The 22,161-nt window shown below is 67.4% G+C and carries 20 protein-coding genes; 8 read left to right on the plus strand and 12 right to left on the minus strand.

The window, feature by feature from the left end; all coding sequences use genetic code 11:
* The first annotated feature begins 47 nt into the window (after positions 1-47).
* From mfd to VKV57_16810, 7 genes are all read left to right on the plus strand, one after another.
* Positions 48-3,386: a transcription-repair coupling factor gene (mfd, locus tag VKV57_16780; protein ID HLW61558.1), complete on the plus strand. Its 3,339-nt coding sequence runs from the start codon at positions 48-50 to the stop codon at positions 3,384-3,386.
* Between the two features lie 36 nt (positions 3,387-3,422).
* The gene (gene mazG, locus VKV57_16785) at positions 3,423-4,217 is read left to right on the plus strand and encodes a nucleoside triphosphate pyrophosphohydrolase (GenBank protein HLW61559.1); all 795 of its coding nucleotides are present in this window, start codon (positions 3,423-3,425) and stop codon (positions 4,215-4,217) included.
* Positions 4,204-4,455 carry a S4 domain-containing protein gene (locus tag VKV57_16790; GenBank protein ID HLW61560.1) on the plus strand — a complete coding sequence of 84 codons (252 nt, stop codon included), beginning with the start codon at positions 4,204-4,206 and terminating at the stop codon, positions 4,453-4,455. Before mazG ends, VKV57_16790 begins: the two co-directional genes overlap by 14 nt.
* Positions 4,456-4,467: 12 nt before the next feature.
* Positions 4,468-5,769, plus strand: a complete 1,302-nt coding sequence (gene eno, locus VKV57_16795) for a phosphopyruvate hydratase (protein ID HLW61561.1) — start codon at positions 4,468-4,470, stop codon at positions 5,767-5,769.
* 122 nt (positions 5,770-5,891) lie between these two features.
* On the plus strand, positions 5,892-6,614 hold the full coding sequence (locus tag VKV57_16800; GenBank protein ID HLW61562.1) for a lytic transglycosylase domain-containing protein: 723 nt from the start codon (positions 5,892-5,894) through the stop codon (positions 6,612-6,614).
* Complete coding sequence (locus VKV57_16805) at positions 6,611-7,063, plus strand: septum formation initiator family protein (GenBank protein ID HLW61563.1); 453 nt, start codon at positions 6,611-6,613, stop codon at positions 7,061-7,063. The genes VKV57_16800 and VKV57_16805 overlap by 4 nt, the downstream gene beginning before the upstream one ends.
* Before the next feature lie 144 nt (positions 7,064-7,207).
* The gene (locus VKV57_16810) at positions 7,208-7,579 is read left to right on the plus strand and encodes a S1 RNA-binding domain-containing protein (protein ID HLW61564.1); all 372 of its coding nucleotides are present in this window, start codon (positions 7,208-7,210) and stop codon (positions 7,577-7,579) included.
* A 12-nt stretch (positions 7,580-7,591) separates the two neighbouring features.
* On the opposite strand, the gene VKV57_16815 is transcribed toward VKV57_16810, so the two are convergent.
* Complete coding sequence (locus tag VKV57_16815; GenBank protein ID HLW61565.1) at positions 7,592-7,930, minus strand: hypothetical protein; 339 nt, start codon at positions 7,928-7,930, stop codon at positions 7,592-7,594.
* A gap of 52 nt (positions 7,931-7,982) precedes the next feature.
* Positions 7,983-8,882, minus strand: a complete 900-nt coding sequence (locus tag VKV57_16820) for a prenyltransferase/squalene oxidase repeat-containing protein (protein HLW61566.1) — start codon at positions 8,880-8,882, stop codon at positions 7,983-7,985.
* A 211-nt stretch (positions 8,883-9,093) separates the two neighbouring features.
* On the opposite strand from VKV57_16820, the gene VKV57_16825 reads away from it, so the two are divergent.
* Positions 9,094-10,077 (plus strand): NAD(P)-dependent oxidoreductase, encoded by a 984-nt coding sequence (locus VKV57_16825; protein HLW61567.1) that lies wholly within the window; start codon positions 9,094-9,096, stop codon positions 10,075-10,077.
* A 212-nt stretch (positions 10,078-10,289) separates the two neighbouring features.
* Here VKV57_16825 and mutM read toward each other — a convergent pair whose 3' ends face one another.
* From mutM to VKV57_16875, 10 genes are all read right to left on the minus strand, one after another.
* The gene (gene mutM / locus VKV57_16830; protein HLW61568.1) at positions 10,290-11,078 is read right to left on the minus strand and encodes a bifunctional DNA-formamidopyrimidine glycosylase/DNA-(apurinic or apyrimidinic site) lyase; all 789 of its coding nucleotides are present in this window, start codon (positions 11,076-11,078) and stop codon (positions 10,290-10,292) included.
* A gap of 32 nt (positions 11,079-11,110) precedes the next feature.
* Complete coding sequence (locus VKV57_16835; protein ID HLW61569.1) at positions 11,111-12,739, minus strand: hydantoinase B/oxoprolinase family protein; 1,629 nt, start codon at positions 12,737-12,739, stop codon at positions 11,111-11,113.
* Positions 12,736-14,802 carry a hydantoinase/oxoprolinase family protein gene (locus tag VKV57_16840; protein ID HLW61570.1) on the minus strand — a complete coding sequence of 689 codons (2,067 nt, stop codon included), beginning with the start codon at positions 14,800-14,802 and terminating at the stop codon, positions 12,736-12,738. The genes VKV57_16835 and VKV57_16840 overlap by 4 nt, the downstream gene beginning before the upstream one ends.
* A 140-nt stretch (positions 14,803-14,942) precedes the next feature.
* Positions 14,943-15,752: a putative hydro-lyase gene (locus VKV57_16845; protein HLW61571.1), complete on the minus strand. Its 810-nt coding sequence runs from the start codon at positions 15,750-15,752 to the stop codon at positions 14,943-14,945.
* Positions 15,753-15,860: 108 nt separating this feature from the next.
* The gene (locus tag VKV57_16850; GenBank protein HLW61572.1) at positions 15,861-18,239 is read right to left on the minus strand and encodes a hypothetical protein; all 2,379 of its coding nucleotides are present in this window, start codon (positions 18,237-18,239) and stop codon (positions 15,861-15,863) included.
* 10 nt (positions 18,240-18,249) lie between these two features.
* A complete protein-coding gene (locus VKV57_16855; GenBank protein ID HLW61573.1) occupies positions 18,250-19,161 on the minus strand; it encodes a hypothetical protein in 912 nt (303 codons plus the stop codon).
* A gap of 37 nt (positions 19,162-19,198) precedes the next feature.
* The gene (locus tag VKV57_16860; protein HLW61574.1) at positions 19,199-19,621 is read right to left on the minus strand and encodes a prepilin-type N-terminal cleavage/methylation domain-containing protein; all 423 of its coding nucleotides are present in this window, start codon (positions 19,619-19,621) and stop codon (positions 19,199-19,201) included.
* Positions 19,618-20,136: a prepilin-type N-terminal cleavage/methylation domain-containing protein gene (locus VKV57_16865; GenBank protein HLW61575.1), complete on the minus strand. Its 519-nt coding sequence runs from the start codon at positions 20,134-20,136 to the stop codon at positions 19,618-19,620. Before VKV57_16865 ends, VKV57_16860 begins: the two co-directional genes overlap by 4 nt.
* A 484-nt stretch (positions 20,137-20,620) precedes the next feature.
* Positions 20,621-21,265: an MBL fold metallo-hydrolase gene (locus tag VKV57_16870; GenBank protein HLW61576.1), complete on the minus strand. Its 645-nt coding sequence runs from the start codon at positions 21,263-21,265 to the stop codon at positions 20,621-20,623.
* A gap of 120 nt (positions 21,266-21,385) precedes the next feature.
* Positions 21,386-21,928, minus strand: coding sequence for a type 1 glutamine amidotransferase domain-containing protein (locus VKV57_16875; protein HLW61577.1), 543 nt, complete (start codon positions 21,926-21,928; stop codon positions 21,386-21,388).
* Positions 21,929-22,161: the final 233 nt, after the last annotated feature.

A 22,161-nucleotide genomic window follows, 5' to 3' on the forward strand; every position in this document is an offset into this window, starting at 1 on the left:
ACGCGTTTTCCCTCCCTCCCGTACAATAGGCGGGCGGAGGGTTTCTGATGACATTGTCCGGGATGCTCCCGCTGCTGATCCGCAGGCGGGAGTTTCTGTTCGTGTGCGAGCAACTCGCACAACGCCGCCACCCCTGGGTGACCGGTCCCAGCGGGGCGGCGAAAGCATTGGTGATCGGCGGCCTGGTCACCCGCGTCGACGCCCCAGCCTGGGTGATCATGACCCCCGAACGGGATCACGCGGAAAAGCTGGCCGACGACCTCGCGGCGTTCCTCCCTTCCGACCGCTACGCCGCGCACCTCCTGACGCCTTGGGAATCGTTCAACCCCGAGGACCGGCCGCCGGTCGAGATGGAGGGCGCGCGCCAGCGGGTTTTGGAGAGCGTTCGGCGCGGTCGGCCGCACGTCATCGTGACGTCGGCGGCCGGTGCCCTCCACCGCGTTGCCGACCCACGCTGGGTGGACACGGTGCGGGTGGACCTCACCGTCGGAGGCCGGGGGAATCTCGAACAGATCGTCCGGCAGCTTGCCGCCGCCGGGTACGAGCGCGCGGACCTCGTGCAGCGGCCAGGGGAGATGGCGGTGCGCGGCGGGCTGATCGACGTCTACCCGTCAACCGGCGGCGACCCGGTCCGCATCGAGTGGGCGGGTGACGAAGTCGAGTCGGTCCGCGTCTTCGATGCAGAAACCCAACGAACGGTGAAGGGGCTCGCCGGGATCACGCTGTTGCCGGCCCGATCCGACCCCGGTGCCGGGATCCCGCTCGTGGATCTCGTGCCGGACGCGGTGTGCATCCTGGACGAACCCAATGAACTCGAACGCCAGGCGCGCGGCCTGTACGACCAGGCGATCGCCGCCCGCCAGCGGGGGATGGAAACGGGCCGGGTGCCCCCCGACGCGCCCATGCCCCTGGTATCCTGGGAGACGATCGCCGCCGCGCTGGAAGCCCACCGCACCGGCGCCCTGTCGGCCCTCCACCGGCCCGCCCGTGGGCAGGCGGTCGAGATCCAGTTCGGTCCGGTCGAGTCGTTCGCCGGGCAGATCGAGGGGCTCGCCCGCGAACTCCGCAAGTGGGGCCAAGCCGGCCGCCGCATCGTCGTCGCCACCCGCCAGGCGCATAGGATGGTGGAGTTGCTCAGCGACCACCACCTTTCCGCCGGGCTCGCGGGGCGCCTGGACGAACCTCCGGCGCCTGGGAGCTTGCTCGTCGCCCCCCAAGCCCTGACCACCGGATTCACGCTGGACGACCTGGTCGTGGTGACCGATGCGGAGATCCTCGGCTGGCGGCGGCGACGGCGTCCCCTGAAGTGGCTGCACGACGGCGCGCATCTTTCGAGCTGGAGCGACCTCTCCCCGGGCGACTTGGTCGTGCACATTCATCACGGCATCGGTGTCTACCGGGGGCTTGAGCGGCTCGCCATGGGCGGCGGCGAGCGCGACTATCTGCACCTCGGGTACGCGCAGGGAGACGCCCTGTACGTACCGACCGATCAGATCAATCTCGTGCAGCGGTACGTCGGCGTCGAGGGGCAGGCTCCCCAGGTCCACCGTCTCGGCGGCACCGAATGGGAACGGGAAAAGCGCCGCGTCCGCGAGCGGACGCGAGAGATGGCCAGGGACCTGCTCACACTTTACGCGGCACGCGAGAGCAAAACCGGCCACGCCTTCGCCCCCGACACACCCTGGCAGCGAGAAATGGAAGAGGCGTTCGCCTACGAGGAGACCCCCGACCAATGGCAGGCGATCCAGGACGTCAAGCGGGACATGGAAACCTCGCGTCCGATGGACCGCCTCGTCAGCGGCGACGTCGGCTACGGAAAGACCGAGGTCGCCGTCCGTGCCGCGTTCAAGGCGGTGATGGACGGCAAGCAGGTTGCGGTGCTCGTCCCGACCACGATCCTGGCCCAGCAGCACTTCACGGTATTCCGCGAACGGTTCGCCGCCTTTCCGGTCCGGGTGGAAATGCTCAGCCGATTTCGCTCGCCCAAGGAACAGAACGCCGTCATCGAATCCGTCCGGACCGGGGCGGTCGACGTGCTTGTCGGCACACACCGGATCCTCAGTCGAACCGTCAAATTCAAGGACCTCGGGCTCGTCATCGTCGATGAGGAGCAGCGGTTCGGCGTCACGCATAAAGAGCGGCTGAAGCAGCTCCGCACACAGGTGGACGTGCTCACCCTGACCGCCACCCCCATCCCCCGCACCCTGCACATGTCGCTCGCCGGGCTGCGCGATCTTTCGGTCATGGAAACGCCGCCCGACGCCCGGCAGCCGATCCGGACCGTGATCCGTGAGGAGAATCCGGCGTTGGTGGCCGAGGCGATCGAGCAAGAGCTCGGCCGGGGGGGGCAAGTCTATGTCATCCACAATCGCGTGGAAACGATCGAGCGGGCCGCCACGCGCCTCCGGCGGCTCGCCCCGCAGGCACGCATCGCCGTGGCCCATGGGCAGATGCCCGAAGAGCGCCTGGAACGGATCATGCTCGATTTTCTGGGAGGGCGGTACGATGTCTTGGTGTGCACAACAATCGTTGAGATCGGGTTGGATATCCCGCGGGTCAACACCATCGTGATCGAGGACGCCCACCGCCTTGGCCTCGCCCAACTCTACCAGTTGCGCGGGCGGGTCGGGCGGGCGGACCGCCAGGCCTACGCCTACCTCCTGTACCCCCGGCACGCCCGGCTCACCGGGGAGGCCGAGCAGCGCCTCATGGCGATGCGTGAGTTCGTCGAGTTGGGGTCGGGGCTGCGGCTGGCGATGCGCGACCTGGAGATCCGGGGGGCGGGGAACCTTCTCGGCCCGGAGCAGCACGGCCACCTGGCCGCGGTCGGGTTTGACCTGTACACGCAGCTCCTCGAGCAGGCACTCCGGGAAACCCGGGGGGAGTCCGTCGAGGAGCCGATGGAGGTGGCGATCGACCTGGACATCGCCGCGTACCTGCCGGACACGTATATCTCGTCGCCCGCGCAGCGCATGGCCGCCTACCGACAACTGGCGGCCGCCCGGACGGTCGAGGAGGGCCGGACCGCGGTCGACGAACTCCGGGACCGCTACGGTCCGCTCCCCCAACCCGTCCAGCACCTCGCCGAAGTCATCAGGCTCCGCGTCCTGGCTCGTCGGGCTGGGGTCGCGTCGATCTCGCAGGAACGGACCGGGGTGCTCCTCCGCCTCGCCGATCCGTCGAATACGGGCGACCGTGCGCGAGTGCTGGCCGGAGCATGGCCCGGCCGGATCGAACTGACCCCGGAGGGCATCCTGGTCCGCGCCGACGCCGGCGGGTTGCCGGAGATGATCCCGCGGGTCGGCGACCTACTCGACGCGCTGGCCGTTCCCGACAAGGCCCCGGTGCGGGCCGCCCGAGCGCCGCTCGGCCGGGCCGAGCGGTAAGGGGCAGCGGTCCATCCCTCGGCCGGAGGAGCGGTGATGAGCACCAAGAGGGCGACGTTCAACGACCTGGTGGCCACGATGGGCCGCCTGCGGGGCCCGGGTGGCTGCCCGTGGGATCGCGAGCAAACCCATGCGACGCTGCGAGCGTATCTCGTGGAGGAAACGTACGAGACCCTTGAGGCGATCGACTCGGGCGCTTCCGATCGTCTCCGTCAGGAGCTCGGGGACCTGCTGCTCCAGGTTGTCTTCCACGCGCAGATGGCCGCGGAGGCCGGCACGTTTACCATCGACGATGTGGTCTCCGGCCTCGTGGAGAAGCTCATCCGGAGACACCCGCATGTCTTCGGCGATACGCAGGTGACCGGATCCGGAGAGGTGCTGGCCAATTGGGAGGTGATCAAGGCGGAAGAACGCGCGGAGGGGCTCCACGGCCCCGCGGCGCAGGACTCGACGGAACGGAGCGCGGTGGACGGCCTGCCGCGTGCGCTGCCGGCGCTCGCGCTGGCGCAGCAGATGCAGGAACGGGCGGGCCGCGCCGGATTCACACGGCCGGCCCTGGACCAGGCCGTTGCCAGCGGTCACGAAGCGTTGACGGCGCTCGCCGCGGCCCCGGGCGGAGATCCCACCCCCCTCCCCGAGGTCATCGGGGATTTGCTCTTCACCGTCGCCGGCCTACCGGCGTGGTTTGGGCTCGACGGGGAGCAGGCGCTTCGCGATGCGTGCGCGAGGTTCCGCGAACGGCTCAAGCGCCTGGAGGCCAGCGCCCGCGCACGCCCGGGTCGCGAGTGCACGCCGGACGAACTGTTTGCGCTCTGGCATGCGACTCGATAAGTTCCTGCAGGTGAGCCGGCTGGTCAAGCGCCGGGCGCTGGCGAACAGCCTGTGCCACGCCGGACGGGTCACCGTCAACGGCCGGGCCGCCGCGCCCGCGGCGCCGGTCCGGCCGGGCGACATCCTCGCCATCGACGTGGGGATGCGGCGGCTCCGCGCCCGCGTGCTCGTCATCCCCAGCGGGCGACCGGGGCGAGCCCCGTGTGTGGACGTCCTCGACGAACACCCGCTGATGTAAGGAGGCGAAATTGTGTCGGCGATTCGGACAATCAGGGCGCGCGAAATCCTCGATTCACGGGGGAACCCCACGGTGGAGGTCGAGGTCACGCTCTCCACGGGCACGCAGGGGCGGGCCGCGGTCCCCTCGGGAGCCAGCACCGGCGCGCACGAAGCGGTGGAACTGCGGGACGGCGACGCAACGCGGTATCGTGGACTGGGAGTGCGCCACGCCGTGTCCCACGTCGGCGACACGATCGGCCCCGCGCTCGTCGGCCGCGAGGCGCAGGATCAGGAGGAGATCGACCGACGTATGATCGCCTTGGACGGGACGGCGAATAAAGGGCGCCTCGGCGCCAACGCGATTCTTGGAGTCTCACTCGCCGTCGCGCGCGCGGCGGCCGCCGAAGCCGGCATCCCGCTGTTCGAGCGCTTGGGCGGCGCGGAGGCCACCACGCTCCCCGTCCCCATGATGAACATCCTCAACGGCGGCAAGCACGCCGATAACGCCCTGGACTTTCAGGAGTTCATGGTCGTGCCGGTGGGCGCCCCCACGTTCGCCGAGGCCCTCCGGATGGGGACCGAGACCTATCACGCCCTTCACCACGTCCTCAAGACACGCGGGCTCAGCACCGGCGTCGGCGATGAGGGCGGATTCGCGCCGCACCTCGAGAACAACGAGGAGGCCCTGGGGCTGTTGGTCCTCGCGATCGAACGGGCCGGATTCGCGCCGGGCCGGGACGTTGCCTTGGCCATCGATCCCGCATCGACCACCTTCTACCGGGACGGCCGGTACGCGCTGCAGCAGGGGGGGGACGTCCGCCCGACGGAGGGGATGATCGACTACTACGCGGGCCTCCTGAATCGATTTCCGATCGTATCGATCGAGGACGGGCTCGCCGAAGACGACTGGGACGGTTGGGTGGCGCTGACGCGCCGGCTGGGGGACCGCGTCCAGTTGGTGGGGGACGACCTGTACGTCACCGCCCCCGCCCGGATCGCCCAGGGGATTCAGCGCGCGGCGAGCAACGCCGTCCTGATCAAGGTCAACCAAGTGGGAACGTTGACCGAGACGCTGCAGTCGATCGGCATGACTTGCGGGCACGGTTGGCACGCGATCATCTCCCATCGGTCGGGAGAAACGGAGGACGTGACGATCGCCGACCTCGCCGTCGGCACGGGGGCCGGGCAGATCAAGACGGGCGCCCCGGCGCGGAGCGAGCGGGTCTGCAAGTACAACCAACTCCTGCGGATCGAGGAGGCCCTCGGGGCGCGCGCCCGCTACCAGGGCGCCGCAGCGCTTGCCCCGGCGCCGCGCCCAGCGGGCGGCCCTTAGGCACCCACGCCGTGCGGCCGCGAAACGCGCACGCCACGATTCGCGGGAAGGATTTCCCCCGGCCCCCCAGAATTGTGGCCGGGATGCCCATCGGTCGCCGCCCGGGAGGGGCGTCCCGATGGATGATCGCCTACGTGATCGTCTGTCTGGCGGCCCTCCTACTCGCAGCTACGGTTCTCTACCTCACCACGGTTCACGTCGCGGCCGCGGTCGCCCGCCTGCCTCTTGAAGCCGGGCTCGATCGCCCCGTGCACGGAATCCCGTTCGCGGACCTCATCAACCGCATCGCCGAGGCGCACCACCTCAACCCGGCCCTCGTCGCCGCCGTGGTGGCCGCCGAGAGCGGATTCAACGCCCGAGCTCGATCGGCCCGCGGTGCCTACGGCCTGATGCAAGTTCTGCCAAATACCTGGCGGGAGCTCCCTTCCGGCGCCCCCTGCGCCCCCGAGATCGCGCATCTCACCGACCCGCCCTGCATGGACGATCCGGCGGCCAACCTCGAGGCGGGCACGGCGTATCTCAAGCGGCTTGTGGACCGGTTCGGAGGGAACTTCCCGTTCGCGCTCGCCGCCTACAACGCGGGGGCCGGCACCGTCGAGCAACACGAGGGTGTGCCGCCATTCCCGGAGACCACCCGATACCTTCGGCAAGTGGCCCTGGCGTGGTTTCACCTCCAGCACGACGGGACCCTCACCCCGTTCTGGCGGCGCTTCATCCACTCGGTGAACCGCGGCCAGGAGGCCAGGGTCGCGGTCTTGTTGTGCTTGATTGCGCTGGTCATCCCCGTGCTCTGGCGCACGCCAAAGGCCTATCCGCCACCTCTGAAGCAGGGGTACCGACGGTGAGAGCCGCAAGCCCCAAACGCCGCCGCCCATCTTCGTGGGCAACATCGCTATCGCTTCAGGCTCGGGTTCTGGCGATCGTGATCGGGTGCCTGGCCGGGTGGATTCTCGTCGCGCTTGTCGGTCAGTACGTCCGCACCTACGCGCTGGAGCGAGAGGCCGCGCGATTGGAGCGCCATCGCCAGGAACTTCTTGCCGAAAACGCCACCCTCGACGCCGAGATCCACCGATTGCGGACCGATGACCAGTATATCGAGCGCCTCGCCCGCGAGCAGCTCGGTATGCTCCGGCCCGGGGAAATGGAATTGGTCATCGTCCCACGGCGGACCGCGGGGGAGTCCCGGGGGCCGGGCGCGGCGCCGCCTGGGGCCGCGCCTCCCGATTCGAACGCCCTTCCTCCTCTGATCACCCGGATTCGGGATTTCCTCGCGCACCTACTGGATGCACCCTAAGAGGCACTGCAAATCCAGAAGCGAGGCCGGGTACCCCCGTACGGGCGTTCGACGAGGGAAGCCTCCCGAGACCGGAATTGACACCCCATGGAGGGTAGGCTATAATTCCCTTCGCATCTCTTTGGGGAGGGACACGTATCGGGTATGAGTCTTGAAGCAGGCACCGTCCTGGAAGGCGTAGTCGTAAAGATTACTCACTACGGCGCGTTCGTCGAGCTTCCGGATGGCAAGAGCGGCCTTGTGCACATCTCCGAAATCGCCGACACTTACGTCAAGGACGTGCGCGACTACCTGAAGGAGCAGGAAAAGATCAAGGTCAAAGTCCTGGGCTACAACGACAAGGGCAAGCTGGACCTCTCCGTCAAGCAGGCGCTCGACCCCTCCGAGCGGCACTCCCGGGTTCGTTCAAAAGCCTCGTTCGATGAGAAACTCGCGAAATTCATGAAGGAGAGCGAGGAGCGGCTCCTCGATCTCAAGCGAAACACCGAGGCGAAGCGCGGGGGCCGCCGTCGGTAGCCGAAATCCTGGTCATTCGATTCCAAGCATCCACGCGATATCCTCGAACGCCTGCCAGATAATTTCGTCATTCTGCATCAGCCGGCTTTGATCGCGGATCTCGGCAAGGCCCTCCAGCTGTTCGAGTTCGTCCTGCATCTTCTTCAAGCGATTCCGAAGCCCCATCACCTGTTGGTCGTCCGTTGACTCGGGGATCAGCTTCCGAACCTTCTCGATCGCCTCACGCTCAACCCGTCGCGCCATCCGATCGATCTCGACGGGCTGAAGGCGCGAGTACACGACCAATCCCCGCCGCTCTTCGACGGCCTCCGCAACCAGGCCCTGGAGCCGCTTCAGCACCTGCTCGCTCATGAACCCCCTCCCCTATCGCACACGGTTCGCCCGCATCACCGATGGTGCCGCTCTAGCCCTCGACGGTCCCGCCCCGTTCGGCATCTCCGGGGGATGATGCGACCCCGTAGGCCAGCAAGGCTCGAAGCGCTCCAAGGGTCACCTCGACATGATAGAACGCTCCGTCCTCCGAGAGCCATGAACCGTCGGAGAGTGCCATGGTGCGTAATCTTGCCAGTCCGCGCCGGACGACGGGGACCGACATCGGCACGCCTGAATCCGCCAAACATCCCAGCATCCCGGTGAGCGCTCCCGGATGCCACCGGGCGTCCTCGATCGCCGCCAGCGCGTCGATAGCCCGGGTACCCGTGACAGACCCGGCGCCCTCGACGGTGCGGAAGACGGCGGCCGCCGTCCAGGTGGTCCGGAGATACCCGAGAAATCGCCCCTCGGCCGCCTGCCGGGTCCGGAGGTAGGCCATCGCCCGCGTGACCGCGTGGTCCTGACGGTACCCGAGGAACACCAGCCAGTAAGCAGCCACGGCCGTGCAGAGGGCCTGGACGCGTGCATCCCCCGGCAGGAACCGGGGAGGCGGGCCGTACTTGAGCAACCCCGGGGGCTCATCCCACGAGCCGTCGGGTCGCTGCGCGGCGAGCAGGTAGGTCACGGCGCGCTGCGCCGGCGCGCGCTCGAGGATGGCGAGGTCCTGCATCCACCCGAGGACGAGCGCGGTGGCCTCGATCGATGAGGATCGCCCCGCCACCAGCTCATTGGGAAACCCGCCGTCATCGTTCTGGCGGGCTTCGAGCGTGCGGACGATCTTGGCCTCCGGCCGGGGCCGCCCCAGCAACCCCCGCAGCCTCGCCCGCTCCATTTCGTTGCCGCTCTGATCGATGTAGGCGATCGTCCGGCGCCAGTCGTAGATCACAACCGCTACCCCGCCCGGGCCCGACTCTCGGCGATGGTGGGGCACGCCCCCCGCTGTCCCACCTCGGCGAGGTTCGTGCCACCCGACACCCTCGGGTCAGAGACCGGGCAGGGGGTTCGTGCGGTCCTCACAAGGTCGCCCCTAGGAACGCACCGGTCGCACGTGCCCGAGGTGATCCGGGGCACCAATCTCGTGTTGTCGCCTGCGGAGGATACCCCGCAGTTCTCGCCGAGATCGCAGGTCGATGGCGGCACCGATGCGCTACCCTCCTGCTCCCTGGATACGGCCCGTCGGAGAGGAAGCCCTCCTCTCCGACCAGAACTGTCCCGGCATGAACGAGCGCATCGGTTTTGTCGGCGTGGGAGCCATGGGGGAGCCCATGGCCGCAAACCTCGTGAAGAAGGGATTCCCCCTCACCACGGTGATCCACCGACGGCCCGACCCGGCGCGGGCCTTGGAGGCCAAGGGTGCCCGGATCGCCCCGTCGTTGAGCGCGTTGATCGAGGAGTGCCCGGTGGTAATCGCATGCCTGCCGACGTCCACCGAGGTGGAAGCGGTGGTGCTCGGACCGGGAGGCATCCTGGAGAAGGCGGCGCGGGGCGGCATCTTCGTCGACATGGGCACGAGCCGTCCATCCTCGACCCGGATGCTGGCGAAGCAACTGGAAGCACGCGGCATCGCGATGCTCGACGCGCCAATCACCGGTGGAATTCGCGGCGCACGGGAAGGCACCCTGACAATTTATGTGGGAGGGGCGCCAGAGGTGTTCGCCCGCGTGCGGCCCGCACTCGAGGCGATGGGCCGGACGGTCCTGCACATGGGGACCACCGCGGCCGGGCATGTGACCAAGCTGATGAACAACATACTCTCCCTCGCTTCGATGGCCGTCCTGGCCGAGGTACTCCCGCTGGGGGTCCGCGCCGGCCTCGATCCCGCGAAACTGATCGAGGCCCTCGCCGCCGGATCGGGCGCCAGCGCCCAGATCCCCGGGCGCGGCGATCGAATCCTGCGGCGGCACTTTACGCCGTCGTTCCGGGTGGATCTCGCACACAAGGACCTCCGGCTTGCTCAAGAGCTAGCGCAGGAAGTGAATCTGGCGCTGCCGATGACCTCCGCGGCGCTGATCACCTTCACGATGGCCCGAGCGCTGGGGTGCGATGGGGAGGACACCACCGCCGTGGTCAAGGTCTGGGAGCAGGTGGCGGGGGTGGAAGTGCGAGGAACCGCAAAGCGACCGTAGTGAACTTCGAGAGGACGCCTCGACTCCGCACCGTGAGCTCCGGGATTCCGTTCCTCAGGTTCGGCCATCGCGCGGCCGAGCGCCGACCCCCCACGGCGTCCGCACCGGAGGCCCCGGCGACCTTTGCGGGTGGGCCGATCGGGACCAGCGGACGGTGGCCCCCCACCCCCCCCTGAGCCCTGCGTCAACAGCCCGCAGGATCCCGCGGCGTCTTACCGCTGGCAGGTCCGGCAGTAGTAGGTACCTCGACCGGCGGTCCTCGCCACCGCGAGTTCGCGCCCACATCGCGGGCAGGCGCCCCCGGGAGCGCGCGCGTCCAGAAGGTCGCCGATCGAGCCCCGATCGCGGGTCAGCACCCCGATCCCCCGCCCCAGCACCCGGCGGATCACCCGGTGCAACCGCCCCACCTCAGCCTGGCCCAGCGACACCACCGGCCGCGCTGGGCGGAGCCGGGCCTGAAAGAGAATCTCGTCGGCATAGAGGTTGCCGATCCCGACGACGAGGTCCTGGCGCAGCAGCAGCGCTTTGAGCGCGCCGCGGCGGCCGCGGAGTAACGCGCGAAAGCGCGCCAGAGTGAACCCGCGACCCATCGGTTCGACCCCGAGCCGCAGGATCCCGGGGAGGGAGGGGACGCGGGCGGTGGAGAGGAGATCCATGTGCCCGAACCGGCGTTGATCGGTGAAGCGCAGTTCCTCGTCGCCGAGCGAGAACACGACCCGCGTGTGGGGGGACGTGGGGGTCCCGGGCGCGGCCAGGACAAAACCCCCGGTCATTCTGAGATGGACGACCACGGTGAGACCTCGATCGAGGTCGATGAACAGATACTTTCCGCGCCGACGGACTCGGCCGATCATCCGTCCGCGCACGCGGCGGCGAAAGGCGTGCGCGGACGGGGAACGGATGGTGGAAGGGGTCAAGATCTCCACCCGGCCGATCCGGCGTCCGGACGCTCTCCGACGCAGCATCCTCGCGATGAACTCCACGTCGGGCAATTCGGGCATCTTGTCCCGGTTGGACCGCCGTCTCGGCCGGGTTAGGTGAGTCCGTCCTCTCGATCCCGCCGGATCGCCTCAGGGGCTCGAGCGCTCGGATCGCCGTACCCCGCCCCCCCGGGGGTCTGGATCACGAGCGCATCGCCCCGATGGAGGTGTGTGGTGTGCTTCGGCGGGAGCACCTCTTCGGTGCCGTCGGCGTGCCGCACCAGATGCCGGGCTAACCCGCCGGGTCCACCCCCTTCCAGACCCCACGGCGCTACTCGGGTGCGCTCGGTGAGGATCGACACGGTCGCCTCATCGGCCAGGAGCTCCCACTCCCGGCGGATGCCGCACCCGCCGCGCCACCGCCCGATCCCACCGGTGCCGGGCCGCAGCTCGTAGGTGCGGAAGCGCATCGGCAGGGACTGCTCCATCGCCTCGATCGGGGTGTTCATTGTGTTCGTCATGTTGCAGTGGATCCCGTCGATGCCGTCGAGCCCCGGCCGACCACCCATGCCCCCCCCGATCGTCTCGTAGAACGTCCACGTGTGCCCGCGGCCGTCATCGAACCCTCCCACGGTAACGTTGTTCATCGATCCGTTGCATGCGGCGGGAACGCGCCCGGGCGCCGCTTGTGCCAGCGCACGCAGGACCGTGTCGGCGACGCGCTGGCTGGTCTCCGTGTTGCCCACACCCACCGGCGCCGGCCGCACCGGCCGGATCACCGTCCCCTCGGGCGCGCGGATCGTGATCGCCCGGAGCCAGCCGTCATTCATCACCGAGTAGGGGTCGCAGACGCTCTTCAGCGCGTACACGACCCCGGCGGTGGTGACGCCAAAAATCGCGTTGATCGGCCGCGGGACCTGCGGGTCGGTGCCCGCGAAATCCACCGTGATCCCGCTTACCTCCACGGTCACGGCGACGCGGATCCAGCGCAGCCCTCCCTCGGCCAGATCGTCTTCGAGACAGTCCTCCGCGGCATACCGCCCGGGGGGGAGCACGGCGAACGCCCGGCGGGCGGCGGCCTCCCCCTGGTCCATGATCGCCTCCCACGCCGCCTCCGTCGTCTCACGCCCGTACCGATCGAGCAGTTCCCCCACCCGCCGCTCCCCGAGTAAGGCCGCGGCGATCTGCGCCCGCAGGTCGCCGCGCGTCGTCTCGGGCGACCGGACGTTGGCGAGGATGAACTCCACGGTCTCGGGAACCTCCTCTCCACCCCGGAGGATCCGGAGGAGCGGAATCATCACCCCCTCTTCGCAGAGCTCCCGGGCGTCGCTGCTCAGGCTCCCCGGTGTTCGTCCGCCAACGTCGACGTGGTGCGCCTTGTTCACGCTGTAGCCCACGATCGACCCCTGCCAGAAGATCGGCCGGACGACCGTGATGTCGTTGAGGTGCGTGCCCGCAATATACGGATCGTTGAGAATGAACACATCGCCGGGCTGTTGGGGGCGGTCGCGCAGCAGGGTGAGGGTGTTCCGCACCCCCCAGGGAAGCGAGCCGAGGTGAGCCGGGATATGCTCCGCCTGCGCAATCAACCGGGCTCCGACGTCGAAGAGCGCGCACGAGTGGTCCATTCGCTCTTTGATGTTGGGAGAGTAGCTGGCGTTTCGCAGTGCGATCCCCATCTCTTCGGCACCGTAGATCATGGCGTTCCGGATGACCTCCACGGTGACCGGGTCGGGCTTCATGATTGCCTCCGCTCTAGGCGCAGCGTCCCCGCCGCCCCCGCCTGAATGGTCCACCCGGGCGGCACGATCGTGGTCGCCTCGTCTTCCTCCACGACCGCCGGACCGGGCACGGGGCCCTCGGCGGTTAACGCGCCGCGGGCGATCACGGGCACTTCCGCCCACCGGCCCTCGAAGTAGGCGCGCCGGGTCCCGGGCGTTGCGGTCTCCCCCCCTCCGGCCGACGGTTTCCAAAGGGCGAGCGACGGCATGATGCCGAGCGCCGTCACGCGCGCATTCACCACCTCGACCGGCTCCTTGGTGGGCGCGTAGCCGTAAATGTCGGCGTGACGGACCCGAAACGCCTCCGCCGCAGCGGACAGCGCGACCTCTCCCGGGACGGTCAACTCAAACGACTGCCCGACGTACCTGAGGTCCAGAGCGCGCCGGAGGACGATCTCCCGCTGGCCGTCGCTGTCTCGGACCCCCTCGCGCGCTTCAAATTCGAGGCGGCGAAACCGCTCCTCCAACCAGCTGGCTTCGACTCGATGGAGAGGCCGCATCACGCTCTCCACCCGGTCGCACCGCAGATCCGCGCTCAACAGACCAAGCGCAGAGAACAACCCCGGGTGTGGTGGGATCACCACCTCCCGAATCCCCAACTCATCCGCGAGCGCGGCGGCGTGCATCGGCCCGGCCCCCCCAAAGGCGATCATCACCATCTCGCGGGGGTCGTATCCGCGTTCGAGGGACACGATCCGAAGAGCCCGGACCATCTGCGCGTTCACGACCTGAACCACCCCGGCCGCCGTTGCCGTCTCGTCGAGGCCCAAGGGGTTGGCGACCGACGTCATCGCCCGCACCGCGGCGCCCGGGTCGAGCGGCATCCTTCCGCCGAGCAGGCCCTGGGGGGAGAGCCAGCCGAGGAGCAGGTGGGCGTCGGTCACCGTGGGCCGGTCCCCGCCGCGGCCGTAGCAGGCCGGGCCGGGATCCGCGCCGGCGCTGAGCGGCCCGCACCTGAGCGCGGTGCCGTCGACCCAGGCCACCGTTCCCCCGCCCGCGCTCACCTCAGCGAGATCGATGAACGGCGCGCGGACAGGGTACCCGCTGCCCCGCACCATCCTCCCGGCGTGGACGGTCCCCCCCACCTCGTACTCGGGGACGACCTCCGGGTGGCCGCCGATGACGGCGCCAGCTTTTGCGGTCGTCCCGCCCATATCGAAGCTGAGGAGGCGCGCGTGCCCCAGGCGCCGGCCCAGCGCGGCCGCCCCAACCACCCCGGCGGCGGGGCCCGATTCGATCAGCGTGGCCGGGGTGGACGCCGCGCCTTCGATGGTGGTGATACCACCGCTCGACTGCATCGCGTACAGGGGGACGGTACTCCCCTGCTCCCGCAGCCGGGCCGCCAGTCCACGCAGGTACCGGGAGACCACGGGAGAGAGGAGCGCGTTGATGACCGTGGTGCTCGTCCGCTCGTACTCGCGGTACTCCGGATCGACCTCGTGAGAAGCGACCACCACCGCTCCCGGCAGCGCTGCCTGGAGGATCGCCTTGGCGCGCCGCTCGTGGGCGGGATTGGCGTAACTGTGGAGGAAGGCGACGGCCACCGCCTCCACCTGCTCCTCCGCCAGCCGGGCGGCGGCCGCGTGGACCGCGCGCTCATCGAGGGGGCGAATCACGCGTCCGGACGGATCCATGCGCTCCGGGATGCCGATCCGGCTGCGGCGGTCGACGAACGGCCGGGGCCGCTGATAAAAGACGTTGTAGAGTTCGGCCCGGCGCTGGCGGCCGATCTCGAGCACGTCGCGGAACCCTTCGGTGGTCAACAGCGCCGTCCGGGGAAGATCGAGTCCGATCTGCCCGAGGAAGAGGTTGGCTCCGATCGTGGAGGCGTGCACGAGATAGGTCTGCCGGACGGGGTGACCCTCCCGGAACCGCCGGAGCGCCTCGAGCACTCCGTCCGCGGGCGCCCGGGGCGTGCTGGGCACCTTCACGGGCACCACGGCCCCCCCCTCCTCATCGGCCGCCACCAGGTCGGTAAACGTTCCTCCCACGTCGACGCCGATCCGATACTGCATGCTGCGCATCACCCTCCCAGATGTAGGCTCGACGCGTCTTTGCGGTCCGGTCGCCCGCTCAGACCGCGCGGGGGGGTTCCCGCACGTATGGAGTCGTTGCCGGCGAATCCCGTGCGGTCGGTCCGCGGTTTGGCCGCTCCCCGATTGAGTCAGCCGACGGCGAGGTCCTCGTCCAGCAGATCCGTAATGAACATGTGGCCGGGAGCGTGGGTGATCATCAACTCGACCTTGGCCGCCCGCGCAACCGCTTGCGTGGTAACCCCGCACGCCCAGAACACGGGGACCTCTTGGGGCTGCATGGACGGCGGGTCGCCAAAATCGGGATGGGCGAGGTCGCGGATGCCGATCGCCCCGGGGTCGCCAATATGCACCGGAGCCCCGTGGGCCCGCTGGTAGCGTCCCGTCACGAGCGTAGCGCGAGAGATCCCCCCGGGAGGGAGCGGGCGCATGCTCACGACCATGGGCCCGTGCAGCGCTCCGGCGGGCCGGCAGGGAATCGAGGTGATGTACATCGGCACGTTGCGGCCCCCCTCGATATGCCGGACGGGGAGGCCGGCATGCTGCATTGCCATTTCGAACGTGAACGAGCATCCCAGGAGAAACGCCACGAGGTCAGGACGCCAGTACCGCACGATCTCCGTGACCTCGGCTTCCATCTCCCCGCGCCGGTAGATGCGGTACTTGGGGAGGTCGGTCCGAAGGTCCGCCCCTGGGGCGGCGTACGCCGGCTGAGGGCTGCCCGGGTCGGTGACGTCGATCAGCGGACACGGTTTGGGATTGCGCTGGCAGAACACCAAAAAATCATAGGCGGTATCCCTGGGAAGCACCACCAGATTGGCTTGAGCAAAACCGGACGCCAATCCCGCCGTCGGCCCCTGCCACTCCCCGCTGCGCATCCGTTCCCGGAGATCGCGGGGTGCCGCCCCATGAACTGGCGCCAGGTCGCTGATCGGTGACATGGCCGGAGTATTCCCCGGCGTGAAAGGGTGATCCTTCGGCCGCTTCGCCCCCACGCGCACGCGGGAGCGGCGTGGTGCCGCCCCCGCGTATCCCTCCGCGCGTGGCGCCTACTGGAAGACTTCGGAGAAATACACCAGGTTCAAGTAGACGAACCGCGGCGTCAGCGGCGGCAGCAGGTTCGCGTTGTTGAAGCTGACGTCGTAGAACCAGCGCCGCGTCGGCGGCGAGTATCGCTGGTTCGTCCAGAACCCCTGCGGGAACCCGGAGCACGGGTACGTGGGATCGTTCGCGACCGCGATCAGCTGGGTGGCGTCCTCGAAACAGGTGTGGTCGGGCAGGCCGATGGCCACAAAGGATCCCTGGTACCAGAACTTGACTCCCGACCAGTCCTCGTGGAACCTGGGATAGTTCTCAAGGCCGCCGCTGTAATTCGACTCCCCGCAGTTGAGCCCGCTGGGCGTGCCCGAGCACCACGTCTGGTCGTTGTTGGCCAGGAACGCGGCGTTCACGATGGTCTGCGTCGCCGCACAGCCATTCCCGCCGCAACTCACGCCGTCGACCGTCCCCGACTGAGATGTGCTGAGCTCGTCCTGCAGCCGACAGCCGGTCCCGCACACGGGGCCCCACTGATCCGTATCCATTTGGTAACCGTTGCCGCTCGGCCCGGTGCAGGCCGTTCCACTGCCGACGGCGTTCGGCGAGGCGATCCAGTTGCAGGACAGGACGTTCGCCGTATCGGCGACGATGGAGGTCGGTTTCTGCAGCGACGTCGACCCGGTCGGCGGCCAGACCGCGTCGCCGCACGACGCCGGCGAAGTATCGACCGGGTTGCTGGGTGGCTGTGGGCAGTTGAAGTTGCCGGTGACGTACGCCGCCTGGTCGCTCGCGAACGTCACCCCCGGATCCGTGCTCCCCCGGCGGGCCCGCGCCGCGTCGTAGATCCGCACGCCGTAGTTGTCGGCTTTGAATCCTTCGGTGCCGGTAGTATCCTTCACCGACATGAACACGACCAGCCCGTTGTTGGTCGTCACGTTCGGATTGAAGAAGGGCGTCCCGTTGTTGCGGTTCCACTCCTCAAGCGCCATCCAATCGACGTTCATCATCAAGATGGGTTTGTCTTCGCGCCAGTTGAAAAACCCCCCGTACCGGTAGTCGTAGCAATAGTTGGACCCGGCCACCCCGACCGGGATGGGCTTGATCTGCGCCCTGGGGCCGCGGTTCACCGTGCATCCCAGCGTCCCGTTCTTCGGGAAGGCCTGAGTGTAGCTGCTGCTCTTGTTGTAGGCGTCCGTCTCACACGTCGCATCCGTGCTGCAGTTCCAGCTACCGGTGGGCACATCGGTATACGTGATCGCCCCAGGCTCGGCCTTCATAAAAGTGGTCAGGGCCGTCGTCGCCACGCCGTTGACGCTGCCGTCGACGTTCAGCACCCGGACCGGGTACAGGCACGGGGCCGTCGTGCTGCCCGGGCACGCCGAGCCGTTCAAGGCCTGGGTGGTTGTCGTGTCGAGCACGAGTCGGAAGTTGGAGTTCTGCCAGTACGTCCCCTGCGTAGACGAACACCCGGTGATCCACGGCACACAGAGGGTGTTCTTCGGCGTGGGCAACGTGATGTTCTCGATGCCCGTCGTCACCCGCGCCTGCCCCGGGCTGTTGATCAAGTTGAGATCCCCCGTCGCGATCTGCCGGACGTTCACCTGCGCGCAGCTCGTGCTGCCCGGGGAATCCGTGCCGAACACCGCCATGTTCCCGGAGGTGCCGTCCTTCGAGATGTAGACGTTGTTCCAGCTGAGCGACGAAGTGTCTTTGCGACCGCGGAACACGGTCCCGGCGGTGGTAATCTGGCCGAGGACGTTCATTCCGTCGTTGATCGACGCGCCGCAGTCGTCGGAGTTGAGGTAAATGTTGCCGTTCGCGTGCAGCCGGCCGTTGACGATCAACGTCGGTCCGGGCAGGTATTCGAGATCCCCGGCGTAGAAGGCCGCGAACTGGAACATCGGGATGAGGTGGGAATCGAACTGGTTGTTGATGCTCGCCTCCGTGAACCCCAGCGCATTCGTCGAAAAGGAGACCAGGTTGTACTTGTACACCTGCGCGTTCAGCCCGGCAAACGGCGTGTTCGCCTGCTCCGTCGTCCTGAGCGGCACCTCGGTGCAGGACCCGGCCGATCCGTTGTAGGGGGCGCCCGTGGGGACGCTCAGCTTGTAGGTCACGGTCCGCCCGTTGAGCGGGAAGGATGTTCCGGTCGTGGTGCAGTTCGTCGGCAGCGCGAAATTCTGCATGGCGTTGAGCACAGTGACCGCCCCGACGTGAATCCCGGCCTCGGCCGCGTTGAATCCGGCGACGTTCTTCTGGAACGCGGACCGCAGTTCGGTGTTCCGGTCGACCGCGAGGATGATGAAACCGCCTACGGCAACCAGGATGAAGATCCCCAGCACCACCAAGATCAGTGCGGCGCCAGCCTGCTGATGAGCCAATCGTCTCATGAATGTCCTCCTACAAACGTCCGGGATTCTGGGGGAACGTCAAGTTCCGGGGAGAGATCTCAAACGACGCGGGCTCGTGCAACAATCGATCGGCGCTGCCCGACGCCCGCACCGTGATCGTCGACTGCGCATCCACGTTGGCAACGATCGCCCGAACCAGGTTCCAATCGCCGGCGAGCGACGGGGCCAACCCGGGCAGGTTGACCACGCACAGGTTGGGCGTCCCTCCCGTCTGCGCGTTGCAGGCGGATCCATTGGGATTACCGGGATCGTTCCACAAACGGTTGAGGACGTATTGAATCTTGAAACTATCGACCCCCTTGACCAGGGGCAGCTGGCTACCGCCCAGCAGCTGGACGGTCAGGGTAGGGATATTGTTGCACCCGGCGCAGGAGGTGCTGACCGCGAACTTGCGCTGGTCGGCGCCGGTGACCTGGCTGGTATTCCGGGGGTAGCTGCCGGTGAGAGAGGGCCCCTTGAGGGTATCAACGTTGACGGTTCCCGGAGCTCCGACGACGACCGTCGAGATGAGAAAGAACTCCCCCGCCCCGGCGTTGGAGATGAACGCCCACTGCCCGCCGGTGAAACCCGTGCTGTCGGAGACGGTGATGGACGAGCACCCGTTGCAATTATTGGTCACGACGTTGGCGTTTCCGCAGGTGGGGTTCGCGCTGACCGTGATCGTGTCGTTCGTCCCATTCGTTCCGGCCAGCGGGACGAAGTTGGGAGCGAGCGACTGGTTCAGGCTGTTCACCGGCATGCAGGCGCCCGCGATCCGCACGTCGCGGTTCAGCGCCTCGATCGTCGACCGCAGACTCTGCTGTACCTGCGTCCGCGCTTGATGTTCGGACCAGGCCCGGGTAACGAACACGAACCCCGTGCCGACCCCAAAAACGACCAGCGACGCAATCGACAGCGCCACGAGGACCTCACTGAGCGTGAATCCCCGGACTCCTCGACTACTGGAGCGGGCTGATAATGGTCTGCGTAACATAGCTTTTCCCTCCACTCCAGCTCTGTCCCCCATTCCAGGTGACGGTGACAATGATCGTCAACATGTTCGCCTGTGGGGTATTCGCCTGCAGGGACGTCTGCACGTTATACGTCTGCGACCCCACCGTGGGCGTGGTGGTGATCGTTTGGGTCCCTCCGGCACCGACGACGGCGTTCAAAAGATTGATGAAGTTCTGGTCCCGATACACCTCCACCGTCTGTTGGGCCAAGGAGGCAGCATCGCTCTGCTGCCGGGCCAACGCAACCTGCCCGGTCGCCATCACGACGAGTTGGGCGGTCGCGATCAAACCCACCCCCAAGAGAAACGCCGCAACGATTACCTCGAGTAAGGTAAAGCCGCCCTCGGATCGTCGGCACCGCATGCTCATTGCTTATCCACCATCCCCACCGGATTCACCGTGACGAGCTTGGTCCAATGAGTCGACAGCGTATTGCCGTGGCGGGTATCGTGCAGGGTAAACGTCACCGCTGTTGCCGGGGCCGCGAGGTACCCGCGGGTGTTGAACTCTGCGGCGGTCCCGATGGTCAGGGCGTCAAAAACGATATTGGGCCGCAAGCTAATCGTGCGCTCCGTCGCCCAAGCGGTACACGAACTGCCGAAGGCGGTGCACCGCTCGATCAGGTACTGGGAGGCCACCGTGGCCTTCAGGTGATAGTGCAGAGAACGGCTCGTCGCCAATTCGCGGGTCAGCTGGAGGTTGTTTTGAAGGTCCTGCACGTCCGCGGCGAGGGCGGTGGGGCTGGAGTTGAATATTGGCCAGGCGATGGCAATCGCCGCCGCCACGAGCGCCAGGGCGACGATGATCTCCAAGAGACTAAAGCCGTCGGATGCACCGGCCGTTCGGGCAATCACGACCCCAAACCCCTCCCGTTGTGACACCATGGTTATATTCCCCTTCGGTCCAGTTTCTAGAAGGGGGGTTCGAGTCAGATGAACATCCCCCTTGGTTCTAATGGGGGAAAGCGCCCGCCATTCGAACGAGGGGGTCCCTACCATTCGAACGCGTCATTCGTTTTGGTGAGAAGTTTATGAGAAGTTTTGCGAAAGGTGCGGGGCGGTTTGCGCCGAGCCCCGAATCACCTCATGCATCCTCTCGGCGGGCATCAAATGATCGACAGAACCTAACGCATTGCCTCGCGCATCTTCGCGGGACCAGTCCCATGCACCGGTGTGCGCGGCGTCTTCGACCCTGGTCATCAGTGGGTCGGAGAGGCGCGGGTGCGCCGGGAGTCCTCGACGCGCCGCGGCGGTGGTGCTAGGAGCGATAGCGACGAAGACCCAACCGCAGGCCGCGGCTACAGTTCCGAGCACGAACACGAGACACCGTCAGGGGGAAGATGAGTTACCCGAGGGTCGCACACTCGGATCAGCGTTTTCCGCGCGGAAGCGAAGTCAGGAACGGGTTGGTCCGCCGCTCCTCCCCGATCGTCGTCTCAGGGCCGTGGCCTGGGTAGCAAACGGTCGGGTCGGGCAGGGGCAGCAATACCCGGGTGATTGAGGCCAGCAAGGTTGCCGCGTCAGCCCCCGGCAGATCTGTACGGCCGATACTTCCGGCGAACAGCGTGTCGCCGACAAAAACCAGCCCGTCCCCCAGCAGGCACACGCCCCCGGGACTGTGGCCGGGTGTGTGGCGCACCGTGACCGCCAGTTCCCCCACCCGAAGTTGATCCCCCTCCGCGAGCCACCTGTCCGGGACGGGCGCGGGCGGAAGGTCGAGCCCAAACATCGCCTTCGCCCGAGCCGGACCGTGCGTGAGAATATCGCGTTCCGCCTCATGAATCCAGAACGGCGCCCCCGTCGACCGGCGCACCACGTCGACCGCGAGGATATGATCGAAGTGCCCATGCGTATTGACCAACGCGAGAGGGCGCGCACCCAACCGCCGGAGCGCCTCGAGAATCCGGTCCGGTTCGTCGCCGGGGTCGATCACGAAAACCTCGCGGGTCGTGTCGTCGCCGAAGATGTAGCAATTGGCTCCTATCGGACCGACGGGGAACCCCTCGAGAATCATAGTGGCGCGGAACCCGGCAGCGTCAAGCCGGGCCCCGCGCTCTCGACAAGACAGATACGACTGGAACGCGGCACAGGAACACACCCGTCCCGCACAACGACCTCGCCCCCACCCGTCCGGTCAGGTTCGAGCGGTCACCTTTGCCGTATTCAGCACCTTGATTATTTCGCGGCAGAACGCGGGGAGATCGGGCGGGGTGCGTGATGAGATCAGGTTCCCATCAACGACCACTTCTTTGTCAACGTAATGCGCGCCAGCGTTGATGACATCGTCCTTGACGGCACTGACGCAGGTCATTGTCTTCCCCTTGAGAATCCCGGCGGAGATGGGCACCCAGGCGGCGTGGCAGATTGACGCGACGACCTTGCCCGATTGAAATGCCTCCCGAACAAGCCGGAGCATGGCTTGGTGGCGCCGCATCCGGTCGGGGGCATATCCTCCGGGGACGATGACCGCATCAAAATCCGCGGCGTGGGCGTCGTCCATCGATAGATCGGCCTTGGCCGGATAGCCTTCCTTGCTCTTGTAGGACTCCCCCGCCTTCGGCCCCACGATCGTCACATGGGCACCAGCCTCCCGAAGACGCAGCACAGGGTACCAGAGTTCAAGGTTCTCATAGTAATCTTCCGCAAGCACCGCCACACGCTTACCGGTGAGCTCCATCGCTGTCCCTCCCTGATGAAAGAAGTTCTGATGCATCCTTGCGGTCAAATTCAGTATACGAGTCGGCGCAATTCGTGGTCAAGCGCCCGACGGGGATAGGAGATAGAGCCTCCTGAAACTGCCGGAACCGTAACGCCCAGGCCCATTTCAGGCCCTATTTTCTCCGCGTCCCGCTTCGTCTACGCTTTCGCCGACTCCCGTGTCCCGGTACAATTAGTGCTAAGGACGGCATG

It is taken from the genome of bacterium, from assembly GCA_035307765.1.
Taxonomy (GTDB): domain Bacteria; phylum Sysuimicrobiota; class Sysuimicrobiia; order Sysuimicrobiales; family Segetimicrobiaceae; genus Segetimicrobium.

Excerpts from the sequence above, each read along its gene's own strand:
- mfd (HLW61558.1), top strand. The coding sequence starts at position 48 with ATGACATTGTCCGGGATGCTCCCGCTGCTGATCCGCAGGCGGGAGTTT.
- mazG (HLW61559.1), top strand. The coding sequence starts at position 3,423 with ATGAGCACCAAGAGGGCGACGTTCAACGACCTGGTGGCCACGATGGGC.
- VKV57_16790 (HLW61560.1), top strand. The coding sequence starts at position 4,204 with ATGCGACTCGATAAGTTCCTGCAGGTGAGCCGGCTGGTCAAGCGCCGG.
- VKV57_16800 (HLW61562.1), top strand. The coding sequence starts at position 5,892 with ATGATCGCCTACGTGATCGTCTGTCTGGCGGCCCTCCTACTCGCAGCT.
- VKV57_16810 (HLW61564.1), top strand. The coding sequence starts at position 7,208 with ATGAGTCTTGAAGCAGGCACCGTCCTGGAAGGCGTAGTCGTAAAGATT.
- VKV57_16815 (HLW61565.1), bottom strand. The coding sequence starts at position 7,930 with ATGAGCGAGCAGGTGCTGAAGCGGCTCCAGGGCCTGGTTGCGGAGGCC.
- VKV57_16825 (HLW61567.1), top strand. The coding sequence starts at position 9,094 with ATGCGCTACCCTCCTGCTCCCTGGATACGGCCCGTCGGAGAGGAAGCC.
- mutM (HLW61568.1), bottom strand. The coding sequence starts at position 11,078 with ATGCCCGAATTGCCCGACGTGGAGTTCATCGCGAGGATGCTGCGTCGG.
- VKV57_16835 (HLW61569.1), bottom strand. The coding sequence starts at position 12,739 with ATGAAGCCCGACCCGGTCACCGTGGAGGTCATCCGGAACGCCATGATC.
- VKV57_16840 (HLW61570.1), bottom strand. The coding sequence starts at position 14,802 with ATGCGCAGCATGCAGTATCGGATCGGCGTCGACGTGGGAGGAACGTTT.
- VKV57_16845 (HLW61571.1), bottom strand. The coding sequence starts at position 15,752 with ATGTCACCGATCAGCGACCTGGCGCCAGTTCATGGGGCGGCACCCCGC.
- VKV57_16850 (HLW61572.1), bottom strand. The coding sequence starts at position 18,239 with ATGAGACGATTGGCTCATCAGCAGGCTGGCGCCGCACTGATCTTGGTG.
- VKV57_16860 (HLW61574.1), bottom strand. The coding sequence starts at position 19,621 with ATGAGCATGCGGTGCCGACGATCCGAGGGCGGCTTTACCTTACTCGAG.
- VKV57_16865 (HLW61575.1), bottom strand. The coding sequence starts at position 20,136 with ATGGTGTCACAACGGGAGGGGTTTGGGGTCGTGATTGCCCGAACGGCC.
- VKV57_16870 (HLW61576.1), bottom strand. The coding sequence starts at position 21,265 with ATGATTCTCGAGGGGTTCCCCGTCGGTCCGATAGGAGCCAATTGCTAC.
- VKV57_16875 (HLW61577.1), bottom strand. The coding sequence starts at position 21,928 with ATGGAGCTCACCGGTAAGCGTGTGGCGGTGCTTGCGGAAGATTACTAT.